The organism is Mesorhizobium sp. Cs1299R1N1 (assembly GCF_037179655.1).
GTDB lineage: Bacteria > Pseudomonadota > Alphaproteobacteria > Rhizobiales > Rhizobiaceae > Mesorhizobium > Mesorhizobium salmacidum.
Genome location: NZ_JAPYKR010000036.1, coordinates 1 through 15,542 on the forward strand (window position 1 = coordinate 1; position 15,542 = coordinate 15,542).

The window sequence follows — 15,542 nt, forward strand, 5'->3', positions numbered from 1 at the left end:
TGACCCCATCATGCGGCGGCTCCGCGCCGACCGCGAAGAGAAGCGAGTGACCCGCGGGGCGACATGATCCGGAAAAATATCAGGAGGAGCTTGACCTCAACGACCCCAATCAGAGAAGCCTGCTAGAGCAGAATCTGATCACTCGGGCTCGTATCCTGCGGCGGAGAAGTAGTTTGAGCATTCCTCGGCGGTGAAGCGTGGCAGGGCGTCGCGGATTGCGTCCCAAAGCTCGGGGATGTTGCGTGCGGCGGCTTTCCTGAGGATCGACTTCAGCTTGGAGAAGGCATTCTCGATTGATGGTGTGGATGGCTCTCCCGGCGTCGTATTGCGCCATAGTTGGGATGTTGTCGTCCCGAACACAGGAGCCATCCATGTCCGAGCTTGCCACAGTTGGTATCGACCTCGCAAAGAGCGTCTTCCAGATCCATGGCGTAGACGAGAACGGCCGCGTTCTCGTGCGCCGCCAGCTACGCCGTAGCCAGTTGCTTGCGTTTTTCCAGAAGCGTCCTCCATGCCTGATCGGTATGGAGGCTTGCGCAGGTTCTCACGACTGGGGGCGCAGGCTTCAGGAGATGGGGCACGACGTCCGGCTGATGCCTCCGTCCTATGTGAAGCCTTACGTGAAGCGCGGGAAGACGGATGCTGCGGACGCGGCCGCTATTTGCGAAGCGGTGACGCGCCCCTCCATGCGGTTTGTCGCCATCAAGAGCGAAGCCTGCTCATCGGTCCTGGTTCTTCACCGCACGCGGGACTTTCTGGTTCGCCAACGCACGCAGATCGGCAATGCGATCCGAGCCCACATGACGGAGTTCGGTATCATAGCTGCGGGGTGTGCAGAATGTCGATCGATTGAAGGAACACCTGGGCGAGCTTCCGGAAGTGGCGCGGATGCCTGTGGATTTGCTCTTCGATCAGTTGGCCGAGACGAGCACGCGGATCGAGCGGCTGACCGACGGGATAGTGGACGCCTACCAGCAAAACGAGACTAGCCAGCGCCTGGCTACGATCCCAGGTGTTGGCATGCTATCGGCGACGATCATCGCGGCGACGACGCCGGATGTCGACAATTTCGACTGCGCAAGGGACTACGCTGCCTGGCTCGGTCTCACTCCCAAACCACACTCCACCGGCGGCAAGCAGAGGGTGGGTCGGATCTCGAAGATGGGTAACCGATATATCCGGCGATTGCTGTATCTGGGCGCCATGGCGCAGATCATGCTCAGACGTAGACTCAAGCGGACTGGCTATCGAGCATGCTGACCCGGAAGAAGACGAAAGTCGTCGCCGTCGCCTTGGCGCATCGCATGGCAAGAACAATATTTGCCGTCCTCAGGGACGGATCACGCTACGAGCCGCAGACCGCCTGACGGCTCTCGAAATGGTCAGGGCAAAGTGAGGTGATGGCGAACAACGGAGACGAAGAACCAGGACACCCCGATTAACCCGAAGCGCTTCGAGCGCGCTCGATTGAGTGGGACCTGTTCTCCAAGCGGATATTCATCAGGGCGCGCAGCGATCCCGTTGCATCTTCAGACGCCGTATACATGGCCGCAACCGACCTGTTCACCAAACCCGATCCGCCACCCTTGACCCGCAGGAGCCATCCATACACGGGTTAAAGTCGGGGCTGTAGGGCGGTAGGAAGAGCATTCGCGCGCCGGCCGCTTCGATCGTTTGGCGGGCGGCGGTGACTTTGTGAGCGGGCAGGTTGTCGAGGATGACGATGTCACCAACTCGAAGCGTAGGCGCCAGTACATGCTCGGCATAAGCGGCGAACCATTCACCCGTCATCGGTCCGTCGAGGACCATCGGCGCAGTCATGCCCGTCAGGCGCAATGCGCCTGTAAAAGTGGTCGTTTTCCAGTGCCCGTGCGGGATCGGAGACCGGCACCGCATGCCCCGCTTAGCCCGTCCACGCAGGCGAGCCATCTTCGTCGACGCGCCGGTCTCGTCGATAAAGACCAACCGTTCGGGATCGAGATCAGGCTGGGCCTTGAACCAGGCGCGTCGCCGCGCGAGCACGTCGGGCCGATCCTGCTCGCTGGCGTGCGCTGTTTTTTTTGAAGGTCATCGAGTGACGGTCGAGAAAGCGCCAGATCGTGCTCGGCGCGAACACGACCGCATGCTCGGCCCTGAGAAATTCAGCCAACTCGACCAGCGTGATGTCGTCCTGACCTTCGATCGCCGCCAGGATCGTATCCCGATAGGCTTCGATCCGCTGGGAGCGCTTGTCTCCGCCTTGGGGCTTTGCTCGCGTCGCGCCGCTCTCTCGCCATTCGCGGACCCAGCGGACCGCGCTTGCCACGCAAACACCGAAACGATCCGCCGCGGCCCGCCGCGACAGGCCACCCTCAACCGCTGCGATCACTCGCGAACGTAAATCCTCCGATATGGGTCTAGCACTACTTTGGCAGATCTTTTAGCGGAGAGGGTTTTGCGGCAGTGGGGACAACGGATTGGGGGCGGCTGCGCAAGCGCGGTGAGGATGGCTTGCCTGACGGCGGGTAGGCTCGGTTGGGGCGGCGGGCCAAGGATTCTTTTCCCCCCTCCCGCTTGTTTGAGACGGCGAGATTGCAGGAAAGCGTAGGCGATCATCGTCATCAGCGCGTGCCGGTGCAGGCCCGTCCATGAGCGCCCCTCGAAATGGTCGAGGCCAAGTTCCTCCTTGAGCTGCTGATGCGCCTGTTCGCAGACCCAGCGCGCCTTGATGGCGCCTGCGATCTGCTTGAGCGGGGTGTCGGCGGGCAAGTTGGAGAGGTAGTATTTGCGCTCGCCGGTCGAGCGGTGCTCGCCGATCACCCAGACCTCCTCGCCGGGCAGATGCTGAGCGCCCATGTCGCGGATGCGCTGGGTGGGCCATCTGCAACCCGGACACGGACAGCGGCGAAGCGCGCCGAGAGGCCGCCTTTGGTGCCACGCCGCCAACTGACCGCGCGCCATGGGGCTGTCTCCAGCATCACCTGCGCGGTCATCGACTTCACATCGGGGATATGCCGCTGGCGCGGACGGCCGCGTCCGGCAAGGGGAAAGATCATTGCCACGTCGGCGGGATAGACCTTCTGCTTGAACGGGATACCGACGGCCCAGGTAAGGCCGCGCTCGGTGAGCGCCTGCCGGAAGGGGGCCCTCAAGCCATCTCCGGCATCGGCGAGCACGCAGCCAAAGCGTAGGCCGGCTGCGCGAGCCCGGTCGATCTCGGCCAGCTCGATTTCGGGCTTGGTCCTGTAGGCGCGATGGTCCGCGGGCACACCGGCACGGTCGAGCCGGGCGGGATCGGAAGTCCAGCTCTCGGGCAGAAACAGCCGCAGCCCCACCATGACCGGCACTTCGCCAGAGGCCAGCGTCAGCGACACCAGCGTCTGGCAGTTGGCGTTCTTGCCAAGCGCCGAGGCATATTGCGGCGCGACGCCGACCGAGTGGCGCCCCTTCTTGGGGAGCGCGGTGTCGTCCACGATCAGCCACGCATCGTTCCCGCCAACTTGTCTGTCGGCCTCCGCAAGTAGCACCTTCTCCAGCGGCGCAGCATCCCACACGCCGCTCGCGATGAAGTGGTGCAGCTGGTCATAATTGACGCCTGCGTCGCGCGCCGCCATCGGTTGGATGCTCTTGCGATCCCCCAAGGCCAATCAGCCCAGCAATATAGGCCGGACACATCCGCGCACGCGTCTTGTGCCTCAACGCCGAGACGAACGGCTCAAGCCACTGCTCCAAATCGCCGGCGGCGACACCCAGGAACAGTGCGCCGCGGCGCGCTTTCTGCTTCAGTGCCTCCTGCGAGCGCTGACGGAACAGTGACAACTCGAGCTCGCTCATCGTGCCTTTCATGCCAAGCAATAGCCGATCATTGGGATGCCGAGGATCGTAGATCGTCCTCGTCGACGATGACGGTCCCGACCAATCCACAGAACTCGATCAGCGTGTGCCAGTCGCGGCCGTTGCGCGCCAACCGAGAGGCCTCGATCGCGAACACGGCGCCCGCATGCCCTTCGCAGATCGCCCCCAGCAGCCGCTCGAAGCCTGGTCGATTGATGCCGCCGCCCGAGCGGCCGAGATCATCGTCGATGACCTCGATCGTGGCCCAGCCGAACTGCCGAGCGCGATCGGCGAGCCCGTATTGCCGGCGCCGGCTCTCCTGATTGTGCATAAGCTGATCGGCCGTCGACTGACGTAGATAGACGAAGGCGCTGCGCGCAAGATGCTCAGCCGTAATTTTGGTCATTTGCGATCTCCCCGTTTGCCAGTGCCATCGCGATCTCGCGCAGCAAGGCCTCCACCAGCATCGCCAGCTCGGTCTCCTGTGCGGGTGTCAGCACAACGCTTGGCTCGCCCTCTTCGAACAGGCTCGGTTGGGGACTTTCGGATTGGCGCTTCATTCTGATCTTTCTCCGTCGCTGAGTCGGACTGGAGAAATCCTAAAAGCGCATCGATCTCGGCGCGCAGGGATTGCAAGGCCCCAAGGGAAAACCGTGGCTCAGCCGATAGCTTGAAGTGTGCTGCGGCCTCGCGCATCATCCACGCCGGTATGCAGGCAAGGGAGCCGTCAGGCTGCGGAATAACCACCAACTCGGCACCACGGTAGGCATAGCGCCTCAGGATGAGCACCGTCTCGCCGGAGCGCGGATGAAATGGATAGTAAATCCGCCCTTCTTCCCGCTGGCGGCGGGCAGTTTGTCGTTGTTTTGAGCAGCACCTGGATGATGCGGATATCGGTGCCGTTCTCGAGCAGATGCGTGGCGAAGGAGTGCCTGAGCGTGTGCACCGTCACCCGCTTGTCAATGCCGGCGGCGGCGCGCGCCGAGCGGCAGGCCGAATACAGAACCTGCACGTCGATGGGACGGGTTGCGTTCCGGCCGGGAAACAGCCAGCCCTGCGGCTTCGCCAGTCGCCAGTAGACCCGCAGGATCCGAAGAAGCTGCGCCGATAGCATCTCCCTTGCCGTGACGAACGAGTATGACGCCGCGGCCGCTGTCGATATCGCCGACCTTCAGGCCGACGGTCTCCGAGGCGCGAAGACCCGCTGCATAGGCGGTCGTCAGCGCCGTGCGCGTCTTCAGGCTCGGCACTGCCTCCAGGAAGTGGACGACCTCGTCGGCGCTGAGAACCACCGGCAGCGTGCGTGGCGAGCGGGCATAGACGATCCGTTCCGGAATCTCGGCATGGCCGAGCGTCACGCCGTAGAAGAACCGCAACGCGCACACCGTCTGGTTCAGCGCCGGCCACGAGATCCCGGTCGAGACCAGATGCACCTGAAAGGCGCGGACATCTTCAAGGCCAAGGCGGTCAGGGGATCGGCCGAAATGGCGGGAAAACTTCGCCACCGCGTGCACGTAGGATCGTTGCGTGGCCGGCGACAGATTGCGGATCGTCATGTCTTCGATCATGCGCCGGCGAAGAGGGCTCAACTCGGCCATCTCAGTGCTCCTGTTCCAAGATTGCGCTTCAACAGCCGCAATTCTTCAAAACAGAAGCGTCACCCGCAAACCGATCCGCCAAATGCCGCGCTAGCGGCTTCGTTCAATCCATCACGATTCCATCAGGTCGGATCATGCTCTAGCCGACCAACGTCGCTTCGGTCGCGTTGCGTAGATCATTGTCGGTCACCCCGTCAGCCAGCTCGACGATCCTGAGGCCGCCGCAAACTACGTCCAGCACGCCCAAATTGGTGATGATGCGGTTCACCACCTTGCACCCGGTCAGCGGTAGGCTGCATTCTCTTAACACTTTGGACTCTCCGGCCTTGTTGGTGTGGTCCATCACCACAACGACGCGGCGAACGCCGGCGACCAGATCCATGGCGCCGCCCATACCTTTGACAAGCTTACCTGGTATCATCCAGTTCGCGAGATCGCCTTCCTCGGAAACCTCCATCGCCCCGAGAATAGCCATGTTGATTTTCCCCGCCCGTATCATCGCAAAGCTCTCCGCGGAGTCAAAAAACGAGGTGTCCGGCAACTCGGTGACAGTCTGCTTACCGGCGTTGATCAAGTCCGGGTCCACCCGCGATTCCTCGGGAAAAGGCCCGATCCCCAACATGCCGTTTTCCGATTGAAGCGTGACGCGAAATCCCGTCGGAATGTGATTGGCGACGAGCGTCGGTATGCCGATGCCCAGATTTACGTACATGCCGTCGCGCAGTTCCCGTGCGGCGCGGGCGGCGATATCATTGCGATCCCAAGCCATACACCCTCTCCTTCAGGCTGTAGCGCTGATGGTGCGCTGCTCTATCCGCTTCTCGTGGGCGCCTTGAACGAGTCGGTGCACATAAATGCCGGGAAGATGGATCTGGTCGGGATCTATCCGTCCTACGGGAAGGATTTCCTCGACTTCCGCTACGCAAACCCTGCCGCATTTGGCGGCTGGGGGGTTGAAGTTACGAGCCGTCTTGCGGAACACCAGATTGCCGGCAGTATCGGCCTTCCAGGCCTTTATGATGGCAATGTCCGCGCTGATGCCAGTTTCCAGAACGTAGGTTTCACCGTTGAAAACCTTTTGCTCTTTTCCAGATGCGATGAGAGTACCCACTCCGGTCTTTGTGTAGAACCCCGCAATGCCAGATCCACCAGCTCGCATCCGCTCCGCAAGCGTTCCCTGCGGGTTGAACTCGATCGTCAACTCACCACTCAGGTACTGTCGCATGAACTCCGCGTTCTCGCCGACGTAAGAAGAAATCATCTTCTTGATCTGTCTTTTGTGCAGGAGCAGGCCCAGGCCGAAATCGTCAACGCCACAGTTATTCGATGCGATTGTTAGTTCGCGCGTGCCAAAATCGCAGATGGCTTGAATGAGTAGCTCCGGAATACCGCACAGTCCAAATCCGCCAGCAGCTATAAGCATGCCATCGAAAAGGAGCCCATTTAGTGCGGCGAGTGCATCCGGATATACCTTATCCATTCCAAGCCCTAAGTTAGCGCGAACAGCGGATTGTCCAGAGCGGTGGCGCAGGGCGCGCGACCAATCGAGCACTCAGTGCGCAGGGAAAAACCCACCGTAACGCTCAAGGAACGCGGCAAACCCCCGAGCAAACACATCGCAGTCGTCGTTGGTGGTCGCGAGCGAGAGGTTGATCGTGCCCCGTCGGGGCGAGTAGAACCCGCGCAACAGCATATCAAGATGGAACAGTTTTCGCTGAGTTGCCGAAGTCTTAATTGCGTCCGGGTTCAGAGGCACCTCTGATTGGAAGTGCAATGAAATAATTGATCCATAACCTCCCAGGGTCAGGGCTCGACCGTTTCGGTAGGAAATGTCCAGGAGAGTTTCACGCAGCCTGTCAGCCCGGTCATTAACTTCCTGCAGGGCCGCCGGCGTAGCAACCTTCGTCAGGCCTACATATCCGGCGGTCATTGTCAGAACGTTGTTATTGAACGTCCCGCTGTGAAGGATGGCGCCGGGCTGAGTGGGGTCAAGGCGGTCGACCACACCCGCACGGCCGCCGAAAGCGCCGAACGTGAGGCCTCCTCCGATGGATTTCCCGAGCGTTGTGAGGTCGGGGGCTATTTCTACGATTTCCTGGAAGCCACCGGGGGACAGGCGCGAGGTGACCACCTCGTCGAAGATAAGCAGTGCGCCATTTTCTGTGGTAAACCTCCGGAGGAATTTGAGGAAGGCTGGTTCAGCCAGAATCCCACCGCCGCTTGCCATCATCGGTTCAACGATCACGGCAGCGATCTCCGTCCCACATTCCCCGAAAATGCGCCTAACATCTGCTTCATCATTGTACTTCGCGAAGCGCATCGTGGAAGTATCTACATTCAATGGAGCGTCTACATTAAGATACGTCGCCATGCTACCGTGATAGCCGCCGTGGAACGCTAGAACCAATGGACGCGCCGCCACTGCGCGCGCCAACCTCATTGCCACAAGGTTGGCTTCCGTCCCAGAGTTACAGAAGCGCACCCGTTCGATCGAGCCGATACGATTGCAGATCGCCTCGCCGAGCGCAATTTCCATCTCATGGGGACCCCCAAAACTTATGCCGCCGTCGAGCGCGCGGGCAATCGCTGCTAAAATCAGCGGGTTGGAATGACCGTAGAAGCCGGCAGTCATGTCATTGGTGAAATCCACGTAGCTATTGCCATCGACATCGGTCACGCGCGACCCGGCGGCTCCAGCGATATAGATGGGAAACGGATCGTAATGGAGGACGGCGCGCGAATTGCCCCCCGGAAGAAAGCGGCTTGCCGCCAAGCGTTTCGCCTTGCTGATCGCATTCTGCTTTGCGTAGCGGGACTCAAGCGCTCCGAGTTCCACATCAATATCGGTCGCTTTCTCGGCCACCAACCATTCCATATCGGCTCCTTAATTCATCAGAATTCTTAGGTGAGCACCTGCGATGCCTAGCTCAACCTTCCAGCTTCGCCGCGAGCGCATCACGCTGCCGCAGCGCTTCGGCAAGAATGCCATCCTGATCGAGGGTGGCTAGCCTCCCGCTCTTCATCACGACCTTGCCGTCAACCACAACTGTGTCAACGGGGATCATCGACGATGACAGCGCGAGCAGCCCCCCCATATCGTCACGCCAAGAATAATGGGTGATGTCGCGTGCCTCTCGGATCACCACATCTGCCCGTTTGCCGACCTCAAGGCTTCCGATGCGGTCACCCATTCCGACGTTCCTGGCCGCGTCAATCGTCTGCATGTAGAACGGATCGGAGTCGTGGAGCCGTTCGCCAATTGAAGCAGAGAGGTAGAGGCTGAGTAGCCCCGCGATCCCAAGCGGATGGATAACGTTTGTGTCGACGCCTAGCGAAACGCTCACCCCCCGCTTATAAAGATATGGAAACCAGCATTTGTGCGGAGGGGTAACCCGGTAACCGAGGGCGTTGTTGGGGCACCATGAGAGCCCCGGCTTTTCGGAGATAATGAGTTCGACGTCTGCTGCGTCGAGAACGTTCATATGGGCCAGCATAGTGGATGGCTTGAGTGCGCCCAAGCGATGCATGCGTACGGCCCCGGAATCACCGCGCTTGCGTTTCTCGTCGTCCACAAACTCCGACAGGAACGATTGGTGCTGCCAAAGGATGACATCCGAATCCGCGGCAAGCTTTGCCGCTTGCCGCGTCAGCTCGTCAGTTGCAGTGCCTTCTCCGTAGAGGCAGACATACCCTCGGACCAGGGCATTCTCGTCCTTATTACGCCTAAGCTCGTAGCTACATTGGTCGATGACGCGCTGCGCGTCGGGCGGTGCCCGGACGGCCAATGCATCATTATGCAACTGCGGGAAAATGTCCCGAAACGAAGAGAGGTCATCCCATCCGAAAGGAGCGGAAACCATTGCCCTGATCCCACACCGCGTCATAGCATCCGCAAATGCGTCGGTTTCAAAGACCGTCCCAGGTTCGAAGTGGAGCGTGAAACCCCGCTGGAGCAGCGAGCAGGCCGCCGCTGACGAATATGCGGCCGTTACTTCGGGAGTCGTTGCCACTTTGAGGGAAGCGTAGTTAACTTTACTCACCACGCCCCCTGCCGGGGAGAACGGGGCGCCGTGATATGGCATTCCGGTCATGTGCAGATGGGTCTCAATAAAGCCCGGATGCACTAGTGCCCCGCCCGCGTTGATTGTTGTCGGAGCGCTATAGGCTGACGCGATGTCCGCCTCGAGCCCCACGACGACAATCTTCCCATCCTTGATGGCCAGAGCACCAGGGCGGTGGTGAGGACTCGCCCTGTTCCCGGTAAAGACATCCCCGTTCAGGATTAGAATATCGACGGGTTCTTTTTGCATGTGAGGGATTCTCATCGTAAACGTATTTGTCGGCGACAGGAGGCGAATAGCCGCCCGATGAACGGTTGAAATTGGAAGGCGGCCGATGGCTCAAACACCCGGCCGCCTTTGTTAATTGGGTTTAACCGCTGATCCACTTCGTCCAGCGCTCGGTCACGCTCGCACGGTTGGCGGAAATCCAATCGCCGTCCATTCGAGCGACTTTCGACCAATTCTGAGGCGCCGTGACGAGGTTCGCGGCGACATCGGGCTCCAGCAGCGCGGCGGCGTCCTTGTTAGGGAGCGCATAAAACATCTTCTTGATAAAGGCCGCGTGCGCTTCAGGTCGCGTATACATGAAATCTAGCAGAGCCTTTGCCGCGAGCGGGTGTGGAGCACCCTTGGTGACGCCGAACAGCGTGGCTTCGAAGATAGCACCATCCCAAGTATACTGGACCGAGCTGCCTTCTTGCCTCAAGCGGGCTGCTCGACCATTCCAGAGCATGGAAGCGACGACCTCCTTTGTGCGGAGAAGTTGCTGACTCTGGTCGCCGCTGGTCCACCACGCCGAGATGTGCGGACGCAGTTTGTCAAGCTTAGCGAAGGCCCGGTCGACGTCCAAAGGATAAAGCTTGTCGGCAGGCACCCCGTCCGCCATCAGAGCGGCCATTAAGACCACCCAAGGACTGAAGTTTGGCAACGAGCGAGCCCCAGGGAACTTCTCGACATCCCAGAAATCGACCCAGTTCTTTGGGCCCCCGTTCGGAAAAGCCTGTTCATCGTAGGTGAGAACCGACCCGCCCGGATCCCAGAGCACTGCGGACCCGAAGCAAGCCCCTTTGATCCCCATTGCAGGCACGTTGGGAAGATCCTTGCAGTTCTCGCCGAGCTTTTCGAAATAAGGCTTGAACTCGGCGGACAAGGCGACCTCATAGCTGGCGCCCAACAGGTCCCATTCCATCGTGCCTGCCTGGGACATTGCCTTGAAACGAGCCAGATCTTCTGACTGGTCGCCGCCCACCGGAGTGACTGTGATCGCAGTGTCCTTAGTAAACGGCTGGAAGAAGAGTTCGGTCATGAGATCCCGGTAGACGCCGCTGCCCATGTTAATCACAACGCGGTCCTGCCCGGCCTTCTTGGCGGCCTCTACAAGGGAGGCGGTTGCCTGTGCCAAGGCGAACCGTGGAATGATCATACCCGCAGCCACTGCCGCACTGCGTTGGAGTATACCGCGTCTGCTTATCATCGAATTCCCCTTTCGTTGTTGTTGAGCATGAGGGTCCGCCAAAGGCCCCGCGTTGTTAATGGCGGAAACGTTATGGGGAAGCCGTAATGCTTATGCGGCCAGGCGAATCCCTTCTCAGCCGGCAAATAACTGGGGCTTTCGATGCTTCCACGGCCTCGCCTCCTCCAGGTCTCGTGCGACCCGAATCAAGGTTGCCTCATCCCCAAAGCGCCCAACGATTTGCAGACCTATCGGCAGCCCGTCGACACTCTCAGCGAGGGGCAGCGACACAGCCGGTTGGCCGGTAATGTTAAAGATCGGCAAGTGGCAGCCCTTGTAACCGCGCCTCGTCCACTCTTCTACCGAGGATTCGGTGTGGAGCAGGCTATGCACCCCATGGGGATGCGCTACAAACGGCTGACTTGGTGTGAGCAGGATGTCGAAAGCGCCGGTCGCTTCCGCGACCTGCAGCCGCAACCGTCTTACGGCCGCCTCCTGCCGCGCTAGAATGGGAAGCGCGTTTCCGTCAACCTCTAACTCGTTACGGCCGTACTCCAAATACTGCAGATTGAGCGGTTCAAGGTACTCGGCGCCGACGCAACGGCCGCGTAAGCGGGCAGCAGCCTCTAGCCCGTTCATATAGGCGCCTGCTTCAGAGAGGGCCAGCGTAACAAATTCTTCAAAATTGAATGGCGGCGCAATTTCCGTGATTTCGTGGCCCATCTCCGCCAGAAGCGCCGCAGTATCGTCAACTGCCTGCATAACCTCTGGAGCGACGGCCAGCTCTCCCCAAGTGTCCCGCGCCACTCCCACCCTCAGCCTTCCGGTTGAACGATCGAGCTCGTCCAAAAACGGGCGCTCTGGTTGTACAATGATGAAGGCATCGCCCGGTTGGGGCCCGGAAAACGCGTCGAGTGCTGCGGCCATGTCTCGGACACTCCGGCAAATCACAAAATCCCTGACCCGGCCTCCGGCATGGTCCTCGTTGCCGTCCGACGAAATCCTGCCTCGAGAAGGGAGCAGGCCGACAAGACCGCACCATGCTGCCGGACCTCGAATAGACCCGCCGCCGTCGCTGGCATGAGCGATAGGTGTAATACCCGCAGCGACCGCGGCCGCAGCGCCGCCCGAGGAACCACCAGCCGTCAAAGCCAAGTTCCAGGGATTGCGCGTTATGCCGTGGAGGAGAGTTTCGGTTGCCCCCGACATGCCGAGCTCCGAGGTCGCGGTTCGACCCATCAGGCGCAAGCCCGCCCTCCTTGCCAATTTGACAAACGCACCATCCGCGGCCGACCGGTATCCACGGAACAGCCTGCTCCCTTTTTCCTGCAGGCGCCCGGCTTCTCCGGGTCCGAGGTCTTTCCGGAAGAACGGCACTCCTTGGAAATGGCCTGAATCGGCTGCTTCTACTGTCTCGAAGTCGTCATAGAACTCGATAACCGCGTTAATGCTCGGATTGACCTGATTAAAAGCAGCATATGCAAGCTGTGACAGTTCGATTGCCGTCACATCCTTTGCCTTCACCAGAGATGCTAATTCGCATGCGTCGAAGTGGACGTACTCGCTAAGCTTCATCTTGATAGCGCTCCCACGCTTCAGCAGGTTAGTCCGGCAGCCTGCCTCTAAGGAACCTGTGGGCGCCCGTGCTGCAACTAGAAACCGTTATGTTGCAACCGAGAGCGTTATGACCTGCGCTTTCAGTCTGACGCGGGCCATAGCCGTGGAAGTTAAACCAGCACGGTTCGTGCCCCTCTCCCATTGATGCTTCCTACCGCTGGTGGGAATTCCGACACAAAATGGTCCGTGGCGGGAGCGCGACACTCTCCCACCAGCGGCCTGCCTGCGACACAAAGCTGATCGACCGCTGGAACGCGCGGACTGTGGTCGCCAACTTCACTTATGATGAACATGTCGGCAGCATGATCGCGGGAAGCGCCACGCATGGGGCGGGGCAAATGACGCCCTATCTCGCGCGCATCAATTCGGCGGCCCAAGCACTGTTTTCGGAACGTCGTTGCGCTTTCATCCCGCGATTCCGGCGATTGCAGCAATTGTCGGCGGATACGAAATGTCGCTGCGCTTTGGCACCGCTATTCGCCCCAGCGAAGACCGCGACCGCCAGGTCAAGGGCTTTGCAACCTGGCAGATTTTCGGCGGTTGCACCGCAGCAAGCCTGTTGCACCGGTTCAGCGTTGGGCAGATGGCGGTGCCTAGGTGTGAGCTTTCGTGAGGTTGTCCATTCGGACCGGACCGAGGAGACTGGAGTTACCAGGCTTCAGCACTCACCGGAGGGTCCGAATGAACATCCACAAGAATGCCCATCTGACGCTGCGTTGAGAGGAGATGGCGCTGTCGATCATTGAGGCCGTCTTTCCAAAGCCCATGCGGCGCGGAAATATGGTGTGTCAGCGAAGATCGTGGCGCGTCGGGTCGAGCGCTACAAGGCCGAAGAGCGCGGCGGCATCGTCGACCGCTCGTCCCGGCCCAAGGTCATGCCCGGCATGACCGAACAGGCGGTGACCGATCGTATCGTGGCCTTGGAGATGCCGAGCAGCCTGGGTTTGCCGTCGGTGGTATGTTGCCGGTGGTATGTTGCCGGGGCACGAGCCCCAGCCATGCGCCGATATCACGGGCTCTTGGGAAGGTCGTGCCGTCCCCTACAGCGCCGTCGAGAGCGGTGGCATTGAAAAGACCAATATCGGGGATCGACGTCAGACGCGAGCGGCTGCATCGTTGCGGGCCAGTTTGACGAACTCCCGATCCAAAGCCTCGATGCGGCGGTCGAGATCAATCCATTCCTCCTGCTAGCATGGGCGGTTTGCGTTCAAGCATCCGCGAGAGCCAAGCCCGTCGTCGTACCCTTGCGTATGAACCAGCGCACCGTAGCGCTCGCCCCAAGGATCAACAGCCGAGGTAAGGTTCGCTCGCCCATTTGACCGCGGCAATAGGGGGCCGCAGACATAACGATCCGTTTCCCAGCATAAAAAAATCGGCGTGACCGCCGCGTGAATGCGACGGATGGTGGCCCGTCGAGGTCCGCGGAAGACGGTGGCACCCTCAGGCTTTCATGCGCCCGGTTAAGAACGGGGCCTCATCAACGGACACCGGCAATGCGCAAGACATACGACGTAATTATAATTGGCGGCGGGAATAACGGTCTTTCTTGCGCCTGCTACCTCGCTAAGGCGGGTCTCAAAGTGATTGTGCTCGAACGTCGGCACGTCGTTGGCGGTGCCGCTTTGTCGGAGCAGATCTTTCCGGGCTTTACCTTTTCGGTCTATTCGTACATTGCGGCACAGATCCACCCCAAAGTCGTCTCGGACCTCGAACTCAGGAAATATGGGCTAAAATCCTTCAAAGCGGACTACCGTGTGTTTCGGCCCGTCGACGACAACCGGTCGATGATCATGGGAGGGGACATGGCTGAGATGCAGGCGGTACTGTCGCGCTTCTCGAAAGCCGACGCGGCGAAGTATCCAGAATTCCGCGCCCATCTCGCCGGCGTATCTGAGTTCGTACACGACCTCAAACTCCAGACTCCGGTGGACCTCGTCGCAGACTCGATCAGCGGCCGGATCAAAACGGCAAAGTTTCTATGGGCCAACCGCATGGTGGGCGCGGACTTCTACAAGCTAATAGATCTCTTTACCCAAAGCTCTGAGGAATACCTCAGCCGGTGGTTCAAAACTAGCGAGGTTAAGGCCGCATTCGCCTTCGCGGTCGGCGGAAGTCTTATCGGGCCTAAGACCGCAGGTTCGGCGTGGCTGGCCCTCCACGGCGGCAGCACCGGCCGAGTCGAAGAGGACGCGATTAAGGGCCAGATCGTTGGCGGCATGGGTTCAATAACTCAAGCTATGGCTGCTTGCGCCCGCGATCACGCGGTCGATATCCTTCTGGAAAAGGAAGTGATCAAGATTGAAACCCAGGACGGACGCGTCCGCTCTGTGGTGACCAAGGATGGCGATGAATACCATGCCAAGACCGTAGTCGGGAACCTCAATGCCAAACTTATGTTCGGTCAACTTGTCGCCTCATCAGAGCTCCCGGGCGAATTTGTCGCGGAGATCTCTCGTTTCAAGACCAATGGAGCCGCCTTTAAACTGAATATAGCCTGTGAAGCACTGCCGCAGTATTCCTCGTTCGACAAAGGCGAGGCGCGGATGGAAAATCCAGCGGTCGTCCAGGTCGCGCCGGACATGGAATACCTCGAACGCGCCTACCAGGAGGCTGCGCCCGGTTGGTACTCATCGCGGCCGTCCATGATCATCACGCAGCCGACCGTTCTCGAGCCAGACCTGGCACCGAAAGGCAAGCACATCGTGCAGATATACGGTGGGCATACTAGCTACGAACTCACTGGGGGCTCGTGGGGACAGGAACGTCCGCGTTTCCTCAAATCTGTGCTCGACACCATCGACAGCTTCGCCCCGGGTTTCTCGGATGGCGTTATCGATAGCCAATTGCTGCTTCCCCGAGACATAGAGGAACAGCTCAATATCCCCAGCGGTCATATCAATCATGGTGATATGACTATCGACCAGATGTTCTTTAAGCGACCGGCGGCTCACTATTCGGATTACCGTTCGCCGATCCGAGGCCTCTATCAATGTGGTGCCT

Annotated in this window: 9 protein-coding genes and 8 pseudogenes; 4 read left to right on the forward strand and 13 right to left on the reverse strand. The window is 59.9% G+C overall.

The window, feature by feature from the left end:
• Positions 1 to 138 precede the first annotated feature (138 nt).
• Positions 139 to 300 (reverse strand): annotated as a pseudogene (locus tag O7A70_RS32415) (IS630 family transposase); the annotation flags it as partial.
• A 71-nt stretch (positions 301 to 371) separates the two neighbouring features.
• Here O7A70_RS32415 and O7A70_RS32420 point away from each other — a divergent pair.
• Positions 372 to 1,367: pseudogene (locus O7A70_RS32420) on the forward strand (IS110 family transposase).
• A gap of 244 nt (positions 1,368 to 1,611) precedes the next feature.
• Here O7A70_RS32420 and O7A70_RS34390 read toward each other — a convergent pair.
• The 11 genes and pseudogenes from O7A70_RS34390 to O7A70_RS32480 form a co-directional block, all read right to left on the reverse strand.
• Positions 1,612 to 2,368, reverse strand: a pseudogene (locus O7A70_RS34390) (IS630 family transposase); the annotation flags it as partial.
• A 51-nt stretch (positions 2,369 to 2,419) separates the two neighbouring features.
• Positions 2,420 to 3,738: pseudogene (locus O7A70_RS32435) on the reverse strand (IS701 family transposase).
• Positions 3,715 to 4,219, reverse strand: a pseudogene (locus tag O7A70_RS32440) (recombinase family protein); the annotation flags it as partial. The pseudogenes O7A70_RS32440 and O7A70_RS32435, both read right to left, overlap by 24 nt.
• A complete protein-coding gene (locus O7A70_RS32445) occupies positions 4,200 to 4,373 on the reverse strand; it encodes a hypothetical protein (RefSeq protein ID WP_337143985.1) in 174 nt (57 codons plus the stop codon). The gene O7A70_RS32445 and the pseudogene O7A70_RS32440, both read right to left, overlap by 20 nt.
• A 308-nt stretch (positions 4,374 to 4,681) precedes the next feature.
• A pseudogene (locus tag O7A70_RS32450) lies at positions 4,682 to 5,411 on the reverse strand (site-specific integrase); the annotation flags it as partial.
• Between the two features lie 139 nt (positions 5,412 to 5,550).
• Positions 5,551 to 6,180, reverse strand: coding sequence for a 3-oxoacid CoA-transferase subunit B (locus O7A70_RS32455; protein ID WP_337143986.1), 630 nt, complete (start codon positions 6,178 to 6,180; stop codon positions 5,551 to 5,553).
• Positions 6,181 to 6,192: 12 nt separating this feature from the next.
• Complete coding sequence (locus tag O7A70_RS32460) at positions 6,193 to 6,891, reverse strand: CoA transferase subunit A (RefSeq protein ID WP_337143987.1); 699 nt, start codon at positions 6,889 to 6,891, stop codon at positions 6,193 to 6,195.
• Between the two features lie 72 nt (positions 6,892 to 6,963).
• The gene (locus tag O7A70_RS32465; RefSeq protein ID WP_337143988.1) at positions 6,964 to 8,286 is read right to left on the reverse strand and encodes an aspartate aminotransferase family protein; all 1,323 of its coding nucleotides are present in this window, start codon (positions 8,284 to 8,286) and stop codon (positions 6,964 to 6,966) included.
• A 52-nt stretch (positions 8,287 to 8,338) separates the two neighbouring features.
• Positions 8,339 to 9,721, reverse strand: a complete 1,383-nt coding sequence (locus O7A70_RS32470; protein WP_337143989.1) for an amidohydrolase family protein — start codon at positions 9,719 to 9,721, stop codon at positions 8,339 to 8,341.
• Positions 9,722 to 9,842: 121 nt separating this feature from the next.
• Positions 9,843 to 10,895 (reverse strand): ABC transporter substrate-binding protein, encoded by a 1,053-nt coding sequence (locus tag O7A70_RS32475; RefSeq protein ID WP_337143990.1) that lies wholly within the window; start codon positions 10,893 to 10,895, stop codon positions 9,843 to 9,845.
• 165 nt (positions 10,896 to 11,060) lie between these two features.
• A complete protein-coding gene (locus tag O7A70_RS32480; RefSeq protein WP_337143991.1) occupies positions 11,061 to 12,500 on the reverse strand; it encodes an amidase in 1,440 nt (479 codons plus the stop codon).
• Between the two features lie 439 nt (positions 12,501 to 12,939).
• Here O7A70_RS32480 and O7A70_RS32485 point away from each other — a divergent pair, with 439 nt between their 5' ends.
• Both O7A70_RS32485 and O7A70_RS32490 read left to right on the forward strand, forming a co-directional pair.
• Positions 12,940 to 13,155 (forward strand): hypothetical protein, encoded by a 216-nt coding sequence (locus O7A70_RS32485; RefSeq protein ID WP_337143992.1) that lies wholly within the window; start codon positions 12,940 to 12,942, stop codon positions 13,153 to 13,155.
• 113 nt (positions 13,156 to 13,268) lie between these two features.
• Positions 13,269 to 13,465 (forward strand): annotated as a pseudogene (locus O7A70_RS32490) (IS481 family transposase); the annotation flags it as partial.
• Here the strand turns inward: O7A70_RS32490 and O7A70_RS32495 are convergent.
• Positions 13,462 to 13,729: pseudogene (locus tag O7A70_RS32495) on the reverse strand (transposase); the annotation flags it as partial. The pseudogenes O7A70_RS32490 and O7A70_RS32495 sit on opposite strands and share 4 nt — an antisense overlap.
• Before the next feature lie 306 nt (positions 13,730 to 14,035).
• Here O7A70_RS32495 and O7A70_RS32500 point away from each other — a divergent pair.
• Positions 14,036 to 15,542, forward strand: a 1,507-nt coding sequence (locus tag O7A70_RS32500; RefSeq protein WP_337143993.1) for a phytoene desaturase family protein, incomplete at its 3' end; no start/stop codon positions are given.

What these genes read in the sequence shown, in the direction of transcription:
- O7A70_RS32445 (WP_337143985.1), bottom strand. Translation starts at nt 4,373, where the DNA reads ATGAAGCGCCAATCCGAAAGTCCCCAACCGAGCCTGTTCGAAGAGGGC.
- O7A70_RS32455 (WP_337143986.1), bottom strand. Translation starts at nt 6,180, where the DNA reads ATGGCTTGGGATCGCAATGATATCGCCGCCCGCGCCGCACGGGAACTG.
- O7A70_RS32460 (WP_337143987.1), bottom strand. Translation starts at nt 6,891, where the DNA reads ATGGATAAGGTATATCCGGATGCACTCGCCGCACTAAATGGGCTCCTT.
- O7A70_RS32480 (WP_337143991.1), bottom strand. Translation starts at nt 12,500, where the DNA reads ATGAAGCTTAGCGAGTACGTCCACTTCGACGCATGCGAATTAGCATCT.
- O7A70_RS32465 (WP_337143988.1), bottom strand. Translation starts at nt 8,286, where the DNA reads ATGGAATGGTTGGTGGCCGAGAAAGCGACCGATATTGATGTGGAACTC.
- O7A70_RS32475 (WP_337143990.1), bottom strand. Translation starts at nt 10,895, where the DNA reads ATGATCATTCCACGGTTCGCCTTGGCACAGGCAACCGCCTCCCTTGTA.
- O7A70_RS32470 (WP_337143989.1), bottom strand. Translation starts at nt 9,721, where the DNA reads ATGCAAAAAGAACCCGTCGATATTCTAATCCTGAACGGGGATGTCTTT.